Below are 13,229 nucleotides of genomic sequence, written 5' to 3'. Positions count from 1 at the left end.
ACAACACCCTCCGCCCCCATTCGAGCCTCGGCGGCCTCGCGCCGTCGGTGTTCGCCACCCGGTCCGATCAGGGCCAGATCACCGCCGGACCAAACTTATGACCGGCAGGAAAATGGGGAGCACGTCATGTATTGTGAAGTAAGTTTGGGTCTCCACCCCTCATTCCCACTCGATCGTCCCCGGCGGCTTCGACGTCACGTCGTAGACGACGCGATTCACGCCGCGCACCTCGTTGATGATGCGGGTCGCGGCGCGGCCGAGGAAGGCCATGTCGAAGGGGTAGAAGTCCGCCGTCATGCCGTCGACCGAGGTGACCGCGCGCAGCGCCAGCACGTAGTCGTAGGTGCGGTAGTCGCCCATCACGCCGACGGTCTGGACCGGCAGCAACACCGCGAAGGCCTGCCAGATCTGGTCGTAGAGGCCCGCCTTGCGGATCTCGTCGAGATAGATCGCGTCGGCCTTGCGCAGGATGTCGAGCTTCTCGCGGGTGATGCCGCCCGGACAGCGGATCGCGAGACCCGGGCCGGGGAACGGGTGGCGGCCGATGAAGCTCTCGGGCAGGCCGAGCTCGCGGCCGAGCGCGCGCACCTCGTCCTTGAAGAGCTCGCGCAGCGGCTCGACGAGCTTCATGTTCATCCGCTCGGGGAGCCCGCCGACGTTGTGGTGGCTCTTGATCGTCACCGACGGGCCGCCGGAGAAGGAGACGCTCTCGATCACGTCCGGGTAGAGCGTGCCCTGGGCGAGGAAGGTCGGCGCGCCCTTGCCGTCGGCGGCGATCTTGTGGGCCTCCGCCTCGAAGGTCTCGATGAAGAGCCGGCCGATGATCTTGCGCTTGGTCTCCGGGTCGGAGACGCCCTCGAGCTCGCCGATGAAGGTCTCCGAGGCGTCCACGTGGACGAGCGGGATGTTGTAGTGGTCGCGGAACATGCCGACGACCTGCTCGCTCTCCGCCTGACGCATGAGGCCGTGATCGACGTAGATGCAGGTCAGCCGATCGCCGATCGCCTCGTGGATCAAGACCGCCGCGACCGAGGAGTCGACGCCGCCGGAAAGCCCGCAGATCACCCGTTCGGTCCCGACTTGGGCGCGGATCTTGGCGATCATCTCCTGGCGATAGGCCGCCATCGACCAGTCCGACTTCAGCCCGACGATGCCGTGGACGAAGTTGGCGAGGAGCTTGCCGCCGTCGGGCGTGTGCACCACCTCCGGGTGGAACATGGTGGTGTAGTAGCGGCGCTTCTCGTCGACGGCGATGGCGAAGGGAGCGTTCTCCGAGGTGCCCACCACCTCGAAGCCGGCGGGCAGCTCGGTGACGCGGTCGCCGTGGCTCATCCACACCGGATAGCGCTTGCCCACCTCCCAGAAGCCCTCGAAGAGCGGCGAGGCCTTCAGGATCTCGACGTCGGCGCGGCCGAACTCGGCCGCATGCCCGCCCTCGACCTTGCCGCCGAGCTGGGTCGCCAGCGTCTGCTGGCCGTAGCAGATCGCGAGGATCGGCACGCCCGCGTCGAACACCGCCTGCGGCGCGCGGGGGCTGCCCTCGTCGGTCACCGAGGCCGGGCCGCCGGAGAAGATCACGCCCTTCGGCTTCAGCTTGGCGAAGGCGGCATCGGCATTCTGGAAGGGATGGATCTCGCAATAGATCCCGGTCTCGCGGACGCGACGGGCGATCAGCTGCGTCACCTGCGAGCCGAAGTCGATGATGAGGATCGAATCGTGGGTCATGCGAGGTCCCCGGATTGGGCAGGCGGCCAAGGCGCCCGGAGGAGAAGAGGGACGGCGGGCCGCGACCCGCCGCCGTCGTCGAGAGGCTCTAAATCACGCGCCCGCCGCGGGCAAGCGCAGGAAGAGATGGACGGTTCGCGGCTTCAGCGCGAAGCCGAACCAGTGTTTGGAAACCGTGACGATGCGCGGGGTCGGATCGGCGTCGAGAACCGACCGCGCCTTCGCCGCGCAATCGGCGTCGTCGACGTCGCAGATCACCGCGACCCCACTCCGGCGCACGCCCTCCGGCGTCAGCCACGGCGACTTGAGGAAGTCGAATTCGGTCAGCACCGACGGTGCGTCGGCGGAATAGAAGGCGGTGTTGTTGGCGAGTTCGAAGGTGCCGGCGACGACCGCGAGACGCGCTCCGCCGTTCGCCTCGTGCCAGATCCGCGTCACCTCGTGGGCGAGTTCGGCGCGCGGGTCGACGTGCACCTTGGTCTGGGCGAGCGTGCCGGCGAGGTTCACCACCGGCGCGGTCGCGACGAGCCCGGCCCAGACCAGCGCGACGAGCAGCGCCACCCGGTCGAGCCGGAAGCGGCGCGCCTCGACGCCGGGCGCCGAGACCAGCAGCCACGACGCGGTGAACATCAGCGGGAAGCCCCATTGCGAGGAGAGCTTCGCCCATTTCCAGGCGCCGAGCAGACAGGTCGCCACGAAGGGCGCGATGCCGAGCCCCAACATCCGCCGCCGCTCCCCGTCCGAGGCGACCCAGGCGAAGACCCGCCGCAACGCGCCCCATTCGCCGCGCGGCAGCGACACCAGCACCACGGCGATCATCGGCGCCAGGAACAGCAGCATCGAGAAGGGCAGGCGGATCAGATAGTTCAGGAACTGCCCGGTCGAGGCGGCGCGTTGATGTTCGGCATAGGCGAGCGTGCGGAAGTCGGTCGCGATCATCCAGATCGCATGCGGCGCGAAGGCGACGAGCCCGACCACCACCGCCCCGACCGCCGCCGGCGAGCGTATGAGCGCCCAGCGTCGCGGTTCGGCGAGCACCACCACGATCATGCCGACGACCAGCACCAGCGAGACGTATTTCGACAGCATGGCGACGGCGAGCAACAGGCCGAGCACGGCGCCGTTGACGAGCCCCGGCCGCTTCACCGCCTTCAGGAACGCCCAGGCCGCCCACGGCCAGACCGAGAGCAGCATGGCATTGGCGTTGAACTTCAGCGCCAGGAACCCGTAGATCGGCGTCACCGCGAGCGCCGCCACCGCGACGAGACGGCGGCGCGGACTGGCGTCGATCACCCCGGTCATCGCCCAGACCCCGGCGAGCCCGACCGCCGAATTGACCGCCGCGAGCAGGAAATAGGCCCAGTCGGCGCGCGGGAAGAAGGCGAACCACGCCCCGGTCACCCAGGCGAAGAAGGGCGGATGTTTCCAATAGCCGAGCTGCCACTCCTGACCCCAGGCCCAGTTCTCGACCATGTCGACACTGTCGGCGAGGTTGTTGTGCGAGAGCAGCGGCTGCAGCGTCCAGACCAGCACATGGCCGACCAGCAGCAGCGTCAGCAGCGCCCAGGCGCGATCCTCGCGTTCGGCGAAGCCCCAGCGGCGATCGGCCAGCGCGTCGAACCCCTCGACGAGATTGAGCATCCCGTCGCGCGCATCCTCGAGGAGGGCCGGCAGCCTCATGCCACGTCCTCCCGTTCCAGGACGGCGGCGAAGAACCCGTCGGTGCCGGCCCCGGCCGGGGTCAGCCGCAGGCACGGACCCACGCCGTCGCGGGCGCCGACGAAACTGGAGAGCACCACCGCCGTCTCCGGCGCGAGCCGGGCGAGGGGGTCGGCGAGACGCCAGCCGTCGTGGCGGGCGAGGAAGGCGGCGACCCGGTCCTCGTTCTCTTCCCGCAACACCGAGCAGGTCACGTAGACGATCCGGGCGCGGGATCCGGCGAAGCGGGCGGCCTCGTCGAGGACGTGATCCTGATCCTTCATCCGCGCGTCGAGCGCGTTGGGACGCAGCCGCCATTTGGCGTCGGGGCGGCGGCGCCAGGTGCCGGTGCCGGTGCAGGGCGCGTCGACGAAGACGCAGTCGATCGATCCCTCGAGATCGATCAGCGCGTCGCCGCCGGCGACCGGCGGCCGGAGTTCGACGATCGAGGTCCCGGCCCGCGCGGCGCGATCGCGGAAGTCGCCGAAGCGGCGCTTGTCGGTGTCGTAGGCGAAGATCGCGCCGCGATTGCCCATGGTGGCGGCCATGGCGAGCGACTTGCCGCCGCCGCCGGCGCAGAGATCGAGCACCCGCTCGCCCGGACGCGGACCGGCCACCAGCGCGGCGATCTGCGAGCCTTCGTCCTGGATCTCGACGAGGCCCTCCTGATAGGCGGCCTCCGAGGGGACGTGCGGCGGCTTGGCGGTCGGCGCGAGGTCGGGCAGGCGCAGGCCGACCGGCGACAGCGGCGAGGCGGTGGCGCCGAGTTCGGCGAGCGCGGCGATCGCGCGAGCGCGGTCGCCCTTCAGCGTGTTGACGCGCAGATCGACGGTTGCGCGATCGGCGAGGGCCTGGCCCTCCTCGACCATCCGTTCGCCCCACAGGCTCGCCAGCGACGGCGCGAGCCACTCGGGCACGTCGGCGCGGACAGCGTCCGGCGCCTCGGCGAGCACGGCCTCGGGGTCGGCGGCGAGGCGCTCGCGCTCGCGCTTCGTCAGCGGCTTCGGCGCGTGCGGATCGGCGAGCGCCGCCTCGAGCCCGGCGAGGCCCTGGCCCCAGGTCAGCGCGTAGGTGGCGAGGACGGCGGCGCGCGCGCTTCCCTCGCCCATGATCCAGGCGTTGGAGGCCTTGCGGCGCAGTGCGTCGAAGGCGAGCGATCCGATCGCGGTGCGGTCGCCGGAGCCGGCGAAGCGATGGGCGAGGCCCCAGTCCTTCAGCGCGTCGGCGACGGGGCGGCGGTGCTTCTCGACGTCGTCGAGCACCTCGATCGCGGCTTGCAGGCGTCCACCCGTCTTCATGCGTCGTACTTTCTGTCGATGCGTCGATTGGCCAGCAGGATGCCGATCAGGGCGACCGTGACGGCGCCGCCGGCGAGCGCCCATTTGGCGGTGGTGCGGAACGAGGCGAGCGCCACGGTGGCGGCGTCGACCGTGTCGGGTGGCCGCCGCAGCATTTCGGCGATGGCGGCGTTCTCGGCGATGTCGAAACCGGCGACCGGCAACACCACCAGGAAGGCGAGGGCGAAGGCGAGGAAGCGCCCGACCCCGGCCCGGCCGAGGATCTCGGCGAGCGCCAGCGACAGCGTGATGCCGTAGAGCGGCGCGAAGGCGTCGTCGATGCGCAACTGCACGCGGAGATATTCCGCGCGCCCCGCGGCCCCGAGCGCCTCGAGCAGCGCCAGCGCCTCGCCGCGATCATAGCCCGTCAGGCGCAGATCGAACGGCGTCGCGCCCCCCGCCATGGCCGAGATCCGCGGCACCGTGACGAATTGCATCACCGCGAACAGGACGATCGTCGCGGTGGTCGCCGCGACCACCAGCGCGAAGGCGAGCAGGGAAAGGCTGATCGCCGGCCGTCCGTCCCGCATGCGCCTCTCCTCCCGTCACCTCCGGTCCCGAACCGGACGCCCGTCGCTCCCAGTAGGCGACCGCCGTCAGGCGGACGACGCGGCGACCACCGTCATCACCAGCATGACGATCACCGCCGCGACCCCGACGAAATAGGCCGGCGCCCGAAAGCGCAAGTCGTTGGGGCCGCAATGAGCGATCGCATGGGCGATCCGGCTCGCCACGAACACCCAGGCGAGCGCGGCGAAGACCGGCCCCGCCGCCTTCAGCCACAGCATCGTCAGCCCCAGCGCATAAAACAGCACCGGCACCTCGAACTGATTGGAGAAGTTGTTCGAGGCGGCGCGGGCCTGCTTCGGCCAGCCCTCCGGCGACAGCATGACGTCGCCCTTGACCGCCCGCGCCTTGACGGCGCGGGAGCGGGTCCACCCGAGCCAGACGCCGACCGCGAGCGTGGTCGTCATCTGGGCGAGCAGGGCGAAGAGCAGGAGGCGCGCCGCCGTCGCCATCAGATGTTGCTCGGATAGTTCGGGCTCTCGCGAGTGATGGTCACGTCGTGGACGTGGCTCTCGCGAAGGCTCGCCCCGGAAATCCGCACGAAGCGCGACTTCTCGGAGAACTCGGGAAGCGTGCGGGCGCCGACATAGCCCATGGCGGCGCGCAGGCCGCCGGCGAGCTGATGCAACACCGCCCCGAGCGGGCCCTTGTAGGGCACCTGACCCTCGATGCCTTCCGGCACCAGCTTCAGCGTGTCGCGCACTTCCGCCTGGAAGTAGCGATCGGCCGAGCCGCGCGCCATCGCCCCGACCGAGCCCATGCCGCGATAGGCCTTGTAGGAGCGGCCCTGGTGCAGATAGACCTCGCCCGGGCTCTCCTCGGTGCCGGCGAGCAGCGAGCCGATCATCGCGACCGAGGCGCCGGCGGCGAGCGCCTTGGCCAGATCGCCCGAGTATTTGATGCCGCCGTCGGCGACGATGGGAACGCCGGCCTCGCGGGCGACCTCGACCGCCTCCATGATCGCCGTCAGCTGCGGCACGCCGACACCGGCGACGATGCGGGTGGTGCAGATCGAACCCGGGCCGATGCCGACCTTGACGGCGTCGGCGCCGGCGTCGATCAGCGCCTTGGCGCCGTCGCGGGTGGCGATGTTGCCGGCCAGGATCTGGGTGGTGTTGGAGAGCCGCTTGACCCGCTCGACCATGTTCAGGACGTGCTGGGAATGGCCGTGGGCGGTGTCGACCACGAGCAGGTCGCAGCCGGCGTCGATCAGGCGCTCGGCGCGCTCGAAGCCCTTGTCGCCGGTGGTGGTGGCGGCGGCGGCCCGCAGCCGCCCCTGGGCGTCCTTGGAGGCGTAGGGGTGGTGCTGCGCCTTCTCGATGTCCTTGACGGTGATGAGGCCGGTGCAGCGATGCTGGTCGTCGATCACCAGGAGCTTCTCGATGCGGTGCGTGTGGAGAAGCCGCTTGGCCTCGTCCTGGCTGACGCCCTCGTTGACGGTCACGAGATCCTCGCGCGTCATCAGCTCGTAGACGCGCTGCTCGAGATTGGAGGCGAAGCGGACGTCGCGGTTGGTGAGGATGCCGACGAGGCGCCCGAGATGCGAGCCGCCGGTGCCGCCGTCCTCGACCACCGGAATGCCGGAGATCTTGAAGCGCGCCATCAGCGCGAGGGCGTCGGCGAGCGTCGCGTCCGGGCCGATGACGATCGGGTTGACCACCATCCCGCTCTCGAACTTCTTGACCTGGCGGACCTGCTCGGCCTGCTCGTCCGGCTCCATGTTGCGATGGATGACGCCGATGCCGCCGGCCTGGGCCATGGCGATGGCGAGACGCGCCTCGGTGACGGTGTCCATCGCCGAGGAGAGGATCGGCAGGTTGAGCTCGATCTCGCGGGTGACCCGCGACCGCACGTCGACCTCGCCCGGCATGACCTCGGAATGACCGGGCAGCAGCAGCACGTCGTCGAAGGTCAGCGCTTCGGGGGAATGGGCGGGTACGTAGAAGGTCGCCATCGGCCAACGTCCTCTCAAAATACGGAAAGACCGGCCGGCGGGACTCATGGGCAATCCCGCAGCCGGTTCCGACATGTCGTCCATCGGAGTTGGCGGCGGCTGATAACACGGAAATGACGGATGGGGAAGAGACCCGCGAAATGTCGCGTGCGAGGGTCCGTCATGCACAGGATGTGGGGCTCGGGCGCGGGGGCCTCAGGCGACCCCGGCGAGCTTCGCCACCCGCGCCACCTCGCTGTCGAACATGACGACGTGGCGGCGGAGCCAGTCGGGGATCATTTCGGCCGCGTAGGCGCGCGCCATCATCGTCCGCCCCGCCGCCACCTGCGCCACGAAGCCGCGCCCCTCCGCCACCACCCGCCGATGCTCGGCCTCGTGATGAGCGATCTCCTTGTAGGCGATCCGCTTCATCAACATCTCCTCGCGGACGAAATGCGTCTCGAGGTGATCGACCCAGGCGGTGAGCGCGGCGAGGAAGTCGGCCGGCCCCGAGTCGCGGGCCGCCGTCCACAGCGCGATCGAGGCGGCGTGGTCGTCGTCGATCTCGGCGAGGCCGAGGACGAGATCTTGGAGAAGGCGATCGGTCATGTCGTGTTCCCGACGCGAGAGGGGAGGGGCCCGGGCGCCCTGCAATCTCGATGCCGGCGGTCCGAGGCGCGCGATCGTTCGAAATGTCGCGATCGCCTCGAGCCTCTCTTCACCCTGCCGGTGAAAACTCCTGCCGCTGCGGCATGTCCCGCCCGGGCGGTAACCCGTTTCCCATCCCGCGCATGGCATCATCGCCCTGTTCAATTCGGAGCGGGGCGTCAGACCATGTTTCAGAAGTCCATCCTGGCGATCGGTGCGATCGCCACGCTCGGCGCGCTGGCGATGACCGTGCCCGCCAGGGCCGAAGGCGTCGGCCTCTTCGCCGGGGTCGGGATCGATTTCGGCGTCGGCCGCGGCGAGGGTTTCTCCTGGCCGTGGTCGCGGCCGAGCGCGCCGGCCGGCCGCTCGCTGCGCCACGTCGGCGTGCCCGGTTACCAGAAGCCGGTCGAGGTCTGGGTGCCCGGCCGCCCCGGCACGCGCGTCCCCGTCGCCGCGCTCGGCTTCCCCTACGAAGGACCGGACCGCAAGACCGTATGCGGTTGGCAGGATCGCTTCGACCGCCACGAACGCTACCTCGGCTCGCAGCGCATCTGCTGGGTCGAGGCCCGCTGACGGCACCGACCTCTCGTCGCGACGGAAGGGCGCCCGGCCGTGGGCGCCATTCGCCGTTTCTCCCGTTGTTCGGATGTCGAACGACGGAGGGCGGACATGTGCCGTGATTGCGTAACGTCAGGCCGCTTTGTTAGCGTCTCGCCTCACCGTCCGGACCGACGTCGTCCCGGCAGTCCGCCGTGGGGTTCGGTCCTTTGTGGGACGGGACTCGGGAGGTGGCGGATGAGGACGTCGATCGCGATCGGACTGGCCGGAACGATGTGGGCAGGGATGGCTGTCTTCGCAGGGGTGGCCTGGGCCGAAGGCGCCGCGCCGGCGACGGCGACCGGGCTCGAGGCCCCGTCGAGTACCAAGTCGGTCAAACTGCCGAACGACGGCTCGATCACCTGCGCGTACTACCCGGACGTCACCGTCCGCGCGCTGGTGCTCGACTCGGAATCGAACCCGGTGGTGAGCTTCATCAAGGCCGCGAACGCGCCCTGCACGCCCGGCAAGGCGGCCGGCGCCGTCGGCTACGACGCGACGCTCGGGCTGATCGGGCGCACGGGATCCCTCTACGTCTTCGCCGACGCGACCGGCGTCGACGTCTACGACTTCGCCACCCGCAAGCGAATCCATCGCGGCGAGGTCGCCCGCGCCGCCGACGGGCTGTCGCCGGCCGATCCGAAGGCCATGGTGGTGAGCGCCGACGCGACGGGTCTCGGCATCGGCTATCGCCACGAGGTCTACGAGACCTGCTCGATCCTGAAGGACAAGGCCTGCTGGGGAAAGCTCGCCAAGCTGGCGGGCCTCACCGGCGATCTCGCCAAACAGGCGCCGAACTGCGCCGCCGCCTACGAGGCCGCGAACGCCCAGCCGGACTTCACCAGCGCCATCGGCTTCCGCCGCGACGTGACGATCACGCCGGACGGCAAGACGAGCGTCAGGGTGTCCGGGCCGGTCACCTGCCGCTCCCTGTGAACCGGCGAGCCGGGCGTCGATCACGGTCGACGCCCGAGTCCCCTCAATCGGTCTTCGCCTTCTTCAGCGGCGGCATCCAGGCGTGTTCATCGCGCGGATCGGTGTCGTGATGGCCGATCCCGAGATCTTCCGGCGCGCCACGGAAGCCCTTGGCGATGACGTAGAGCTCCGACGAATCGGCCCGGCTCGCCGGCGGCTTGATGTGCAGCACCGTCTCGAAGTCGCGCTTCAGATTGGTGAGGAGTTCGTTCTCGGTGCCGCCGCGCAGCACCTTGGCGAGGAAGTGCCCGCCCGGCCGCAAGACCGTGCGGGCGAAGTCGATCGCCACCTCGCACAGATGCATGATCTTGAGATGATCGGTCTTCTTGTGACCGGTCGCCGGCGCCGCCATGTCGGAGAGGACGAGATCGGCCTTCTCGCCGCCGAGCGCCGCGACCAGGGCGGCCGGCGCGTCGTCGTCGAGAAAGTCCTTCTGCAGGAAGATCGCGCCGGGAACCCCGCCCATCTCCAGATAGTCGATGCCGACCACGCGCGGCGCCGTGTCGGACGATTTCACCCGCTGCGCCGCCACCTGACACCAGCCACCGGGCGCGCAGCCGAGATCGACCACCCGGTTGCCCGGCTTCAGGAGATCGTATTTGTCGTCGATCTCGATCAGCTTGTAGGCGGCGCGCGAACGCCAGCCCTCCTTCTTGGCGCGGACCACGTAGGGGTCGTTCAACTGGCGTTGCAGCCAGCGCGTCGAGGAGGCGGTGCGCCGCTTGGCGGTCTTCACCTTGACCTTCAGCGCGCGCGGCGTGCCGATACCGCCGTCGGAGCCCTTGTCGCTCACGGGTCTTCCCTCATCCGTTCGATCCGCCGCCACGCTTGGGCCAGCGGTTGCCCCGCCGCCACACGCCGTCGCCGATCATCAGTTCCGTCAACATGCCCTCGCGCAGGCCGCGGTCGGCCACCCGGAGCCGGTCGCAACGCCAGCGCCGCCGCATCGCCTCCAGGATGGCGCACCCCGCCAGCACCAGATCGGCACGATCGCCGCCGATGCAAGGGTTGGCGACCCGATCGGCGAAATCCATCTCCAGGAGATGATCGATCATCCGCGCGACGTCGGCGTCGGCGAGCCAGGTGCCGTCGACCCGGCGGCGATCATAGCGCGCCAGCCCCAGATGCACACCCGCCAACGTCGTCACCGTGCCGGAGGTGCCCAGCATGTGGTAGCGCTCCGGCGCGATCCGCGCGTCGAGATCGGTCCAGTCGGCATGGGCGGCGATCAGCCCGGCGACGTCCTCGACCATGTCCTCGAACACCGCCCGCCCCACGGCGACCCCGCCGTGGCGTTCCGACAAGGTCACGACGCCGACCGGCAGCGACGCCCAGGCGCGGATGTGACGGGTCGGATCGCCCCCGAACCGGGCCTCCGCCGTGAAGTCGAGCCAGACCAGCTCCGAGGAACCGCCGCCGATGTCGAACAGCAGCACGCCGTCGGCCTGACGATCGATCAGATTGGCGCAGCCGGCGACCGCCAATCGCGCCTCTGTCTCCCGCGTCAGGATCTCCAGGCTGAGCCCGGCCTCGTGGCGCACCCTGTCTAGAAAGGCGACGCCGTTCTCCGCCGACCGGCACGCCTCGGTCGCCACCAGCCGCGACCGGACGATTCCCCGGCTCTGGAGCTTGCCGTAGCAGACCCTGAGCGCCTCGATGGCACGGTCCTGAGCCGCATCCGACAGCCGGCCGCTGCGCGACAGACCCTCGCCGAGCCGGACGATTCGCGAGAAGGCGTCGACCACCCGGAAGCTCTGGTGCCAGGGTTCGGCGACCAGCAGACGACAATTGTTGGTGCCGAGATCGAGCGCGGCATAGAGCGGCGGCCCGTCGCGATCGCCGCGCGACCCGCGGTGCGACCGCGCGGGCCGCTCCGGGGTCTCGTCGCGGCGGCCCTCGGCCGAACGGCGCTCGCCGGTCACGGCCTCCGGCGAACGCGGGCTCCCGGCCGCTTCGCCGGCCCCGGCGGGCATCTTCGCGCGCGGTGATTCGTTCGCCGGCACGGGGAATGTCTCGCCGGCGGATCTCTTGCCGCCGGCCAGTCCCTGACCGGCCTGTCCCGGACCCGCATGTCCCGAGGAGGACGCGCACGAATCCACGCCGCCGATGGCGACCACCGACGCGACGCCCCCCGCGGGAGCGGGGCCGTGTTTGGCCACCGAGGGCCAACGGGTACGTCTACCCCTCCGTCGGCGACGGCGGTGCTTGGTGGGCCCCGTATCGCGCGCGACGGATTCCGGACGATCCGCGCGTGGCGGTTCGTCGCCGTTTCCAGCCAATGGTTCTCTCCGCATCGCGGCTGCGGTGATCCGCGCGCGACGTCCGATGTCACAAGTCGGGTCCAGTCTACCAGCGACGGGCCCCCTGACAAGACGCGCGAGGGCGATCCGGTGACGGGATCGTGACATTTTGCGCGGAAACCTCGCCTTTTGCGCCCTTCGTCGGGCCGGAGCGGAGGCCAGGGTCACCGGCTTCTCCGGTGCGGGAGCGGGACCGGCGGGAAGGAAGGTCCGTTCGATGATCCACGAGAAGGTGCGAGGAGGGGCTTGAAACCCCCGACCCGATCGGTTAGAGAGGCGCCCACCGGAGACGAGCGGCGCGCCGCTCTCCCTGCTGGGGGATAGTTCAACGGTAGAACTGCGGACTCTGACTCCGTCAATCTTGGTTCGAATCCAGGTCCCCCAGCCAACTCCGCTCGTTCCCTCTCAGAAGCCGAAGAACGCCCCCTCGGGGCCGCCGTTTCGTTCGCGTCCGCGAGCCACACGACGGCGAACGACGCCCGCGAGGCCTCGCGCGCGTCGCCGTTTCGTGTCGATGCCGATCGGTCTGCGCCGCGCCGCCTCAGGCGACGTGGCCGGGATAATCCGCGTCGAGGACGAAGGGGTAGGGGCCGTCGTGGCGCTCCACATAGGCCTGATGCGACACCACCATGCCGTCGACCATCGTGTGGACCAGGAAGGCGGCCGGCTCCATCACGAAGGCCGAAGGGCCGTTCTCGGAGAGGTCGAACGCCACCTGATGCGCCACCGATGGGGCGATCTGCACGATCGTGCCGGCGAATCGCGCCTGGATCGGGCGATGGTGATGCCCGGTCAGGACCCGTTCCACCTGGGGATGACGCGCGATCACCGCCGTGAAGCCCTCGCGACCCTCCATCAACGCGATCTCGTCCATGTGGCCGATGCCGCAGGCAAACGGCGGATGGTGCATGACCACGATCGTCGGCATGTCCGGCCGCTCCGCGAGCATCGCGTCGAGATGGGCGAGCCGCATGTCGCACAGCATGCCGAACGAGGCGCCCGCCACCACCGTGTCGAGGCCGATCACGCGCACGCCGGCGACCTCGACGTCGAAGCCGACGAAGCCCTCCGGCGCCCGCGCCCCCGCCGGATCGCCGAACACCTCGAGATAGGTCTCGCGCCGGTCGTGGTTGCCCAGCACCAGATGGACCGGCATCGGCAGCCGCGCGATCTGCGCTTTCAGCACTTCATATTCCTCGACGAGGCCGCAGTCGGTGAGATCGCCGGAGACGACCACCGCGTCGGGGCGCGGCTCCAGCGCCAGAAGCGCGTCGACGGCGCGGGCGAAGAGCTTGTTGGTCTCGGCGACCCGATAGGCGGGCTTGCCGACGGGGCGGATGTGGAGATCGGTGAGATGGGCGAGGATCATGGAGAGGTCCGTTCGAACCGAGTGGGAAAAGGGGAGGGGAGGAACGACGTCGGGCCCGCGCCGGATCCGACGCGGGCCCT

At 70.0% G+C, this 13,229-nt stretch carries 12 protein-coding genes and 1 tRNA gene; 3 read left to right on the top strand and 10 right to left on the bottom strand.

All coding sequences use genetic code 11. The annotated features are described in order from the left end of the window. Positions 1-159: 159 nt before the first annotated feature. The 7 genes from guaA to J3S89_RS09320 form a co-directional block, all read right to left on the bottom strand. Complete coding sequence (gene guaA, locus J3S89_RS09350; protein WP_217927213.1) at positions 160-1,725, bottom strand: glutamine-hydrolyzing GMP synthase; 1,566 nt, start codon at positions 1,723-1,725, stop codon at positions 160-162. A gap of 93 nt (positions 1,726-1,818) precedes the next feature. Beyond that, a complete protein-coding gene (locus tag J3S89_RS09345) occupies positions 1,819-3,405 on the bottom strand; it encodes a glycosyltransferase family 39 protein (RefSeq protein ID WP_217927212.1) in 1,587 nt (528 codons plus the stop codon). Continuing rightward, entirely contained in the window at positions 3,402-4,721 is a 1,320-nt protein-coding gene (locus tag J3S89_RS09340; protein ID WP_217927211.1) for an RsmB/NOP family class I SAM-dependent RNA methyltransferase, read from the bottom strand. Before J3S89_RS09340 ends, J3S89_RS09345 begins: the two co-directional genes overlap by 4 nt. Further along, the gene (locus tag J3S89_RS09335; RefSeq protein ID WP_217927210.1) at positions 4,718-5,290 is read right to left on the bottom strand and encodes a hypothetical protein; all 573 of its coding nucleotides are present in this window, start codon (positions 5,288-5,290) and stop codon (positions 4,718-4,720) included. The genes J3S89_RS09340 and J3S89_RS09335 overlap by 4 nt, the downstream gene beginning before the upstream one ends. 66 nt (positions 5,291-5,356) lie before the next feature. Then, on the bottom strand, positions 5,357-5,779 hold the full coding sequence (locus tag J3S89_RS09330) for an MAPEG family protein (RefSeq protein WP_217927209.1): 423 nt from the start codon (positions 5,777-5,779) through the stop codon (positions 5,357-5,359). Further along, on the bottom strand, positions 5,779-7,281 hold the full coding sequence (guaB, locus tag J3S89_RS09325; RefSeq protein WP_217927208.1) for an IMP dehydrogenase: 1,503 nt from the start codon (positions 7,279-7,281) through the stop codon (positions 5,779-5,781). The genes J3S89_RS09330 and guaB overlap by 1 nt, the downstream gene beginning before the upstream one ends. A gap of 195 nt (positions 7,282-7,476) precedes the next feature. Then, the gene (locus J3S89_RS09320) at positions 7,477-8,058 is read right to left on the bottom strand and encodes a bacteriohemerythrin (RefSeq protein ID WP_274383113.1); all 582 of its coding nucleotides are present in this window, start codon (positions 8,056-8,058) and stop codon (positions 7,477-7,479) included. 36 nt (positions 8,059-8,094) lie between these two features. On the opposite strand from J3S89_RS09320, the gene J3S89_RS09315 reads away from it, so the two are divergent. Then, complete coding sequence (locus J3S89_RS09315) at positions 8,095-8,481, top strand: hypothetical protein (RefSeq protein ID WP_217927206.1); 387 nt, start codon at positions 8,095-8,097, stop codon at positions 8,479-8,481. A 270-nt stretch (positions 8,482-8,751) separates the two neighbouring features. Then, on the top strand, positions 8,752-9,441 hold the full coding sequence (locus J3S89_RS09310; protein WP_217927205.1) for a hypothetical protein: 690 nt from the start codon (positions 8,752-8,754) through the stop codon (positions 9,439-9,441). Positions 9,442-9,484: 43 nt separating this feature from the next. Here J3S89_RS09310 and J3S89_RS09305 read toward each other — a convergent pair whose 3' ends face one another. After that, positions 9,485-10,273, bottom strand: a complete 789-nt coding sequence (locus J3S89_RS09305) for an RlmE family RNA methyltransferase (RefSeq protein WP_230488909.1) — start codon at positions 10,271-10,273, stop codon at positions 9,485-9,487. A 10-nt stretch (positions 10,274-10,283) separates the two neighbouring features. Further along, positions 10,284-11,402 carry a Ppx/GppA phosphatase family protein gene (locus J3S89_RS09300; RefSeq protein ID WP_420801288.1) on the bottom strand — a complete coding sequence of 373 codons (1,119 nt, stop codon included), beginning with the start codon at positions 11,400-11,402 and terminating at the stop codon, positions 10,284-10,286. A gap of 692 nt (positions 11,403-12,094) precedes the next feature. On the opposite strand from J3S89_RS09300, the gene J3S89_RS09295 reads away from it, so the two are divergent. Then, positions 12,095-12,168, top strand: a tRNA-Gln gene (locus J3S89_RS09295). 153 nt (positions 12,169-12,321) lie between these two features. Here the strand turns inward: J3S89_RS09295 and J3S89_RS09290 are convergent. Then, on the bottom strand, positions 12,322-13,149 hold the full coding sequence (locus J3S89_RS09290; RefSeq protein WP_217927203.1) for a phosphodiesterase: 828 nt from the start codon (positions 13,147-13,149) through the stop codon (positions 12,322-12,324). Between the last annotated feature and the right edge of the window lie 80 nt (positions 13,150-13,229).

Origin of the sequence: Pinisolibacter aquiterrae, from assembly GCF_019160155.1 — a bacterium.
Lineage (GTDB): Bacteria > Pseudomonadota > Alphaproteobacteria > Rhizobiales > Ancalomicrobiaceae > Pinisolibacter > Pinisolibacter aquiterrae.
The sequence above is the reverse complement of the archived record's forward strand: the minus strand, read 5'-3'. Positions and strand labels throughout refer to the sequence as shown.

What these genes read in the sequence shown, in the direction of transcription:
- guaA (WP_217927213.1), bottom strand. Translation starts at nt 1,725, where the DNA reads ATGACCCACGATTCGATCCTCATCATCGACTTCGGCTCGCAGGTGACG.
- J3S89_RS09345 (WP_217927212.1), bottom strand. Translation starts at nt 3,405, where the DNA reads ATGAGGCTGCCGGCCCTCCTCGAGGATGCGCGCGACGGGATGCTCAAT.
- J3S89_RS09340 (WP_217927211.1), bottom strand. Translation starts at nt 4,721, where the DNA reads ATGAAGACGGGTGGACGCCTGCAAGCCGCGATCGAGGTGCTCGACGAC.
- J3S89_RS09335 (WP_217927210.1), bottom strand. Translation starts at nt 5,290, where the DNA reads ATGCGGGACGGACGGCCGGCGATCAGCCTTTCCCTGCTCGCCTTCGCG.
- J3S89_RS09330 (WP_217927209.1), bottom strand. Translation starts at nt 5,779, where the DNA reads ATGGCGACGGCGGCGCGCCTCCTGCTCTTCGCCCTGCTCGCCCAGATG.
- guaB (WP_217927208.1), bottom strand. Translation starts at nt 7,281, where the DNA reads ATGGCGACCTTCTACGTACCCGCCCATTCCCCCGAAGCGCTGACCTTC.
- J3S89_RS09320 (WP_274383113.1), bottom strand. Translation starts at nt 8,058, where the DNA reads ATGCCATGCGCGGGATGGGAAACGGGTTACCGCCCGGGCGGGACATGC.
- J3S89_RS09315 (WP_217927206.1), top strand. Translation starts at nt 8,095, where the DNA reads ATGTTTCAGAAGTCCATCCTGGCGATCGGTGCGATCGCCACGCTCGGC.
- J3S89_RS09310 (WP_217927205.1), top strand. Translation starts at nt 8,752, where the DNA reads ATGGCTGTCTTCGCAGGGGTGGCCTGGGCCGAAGGCGCCGCGCCGGCG.
- J3S89_RS09290 (WP_217927203.1), bottom strand. Translation starts at nt 13,149, where the DNA reads ATGATCCTCGCCCATCTCACCGATCTCCACATCCGCCCCGTCGGCAAG.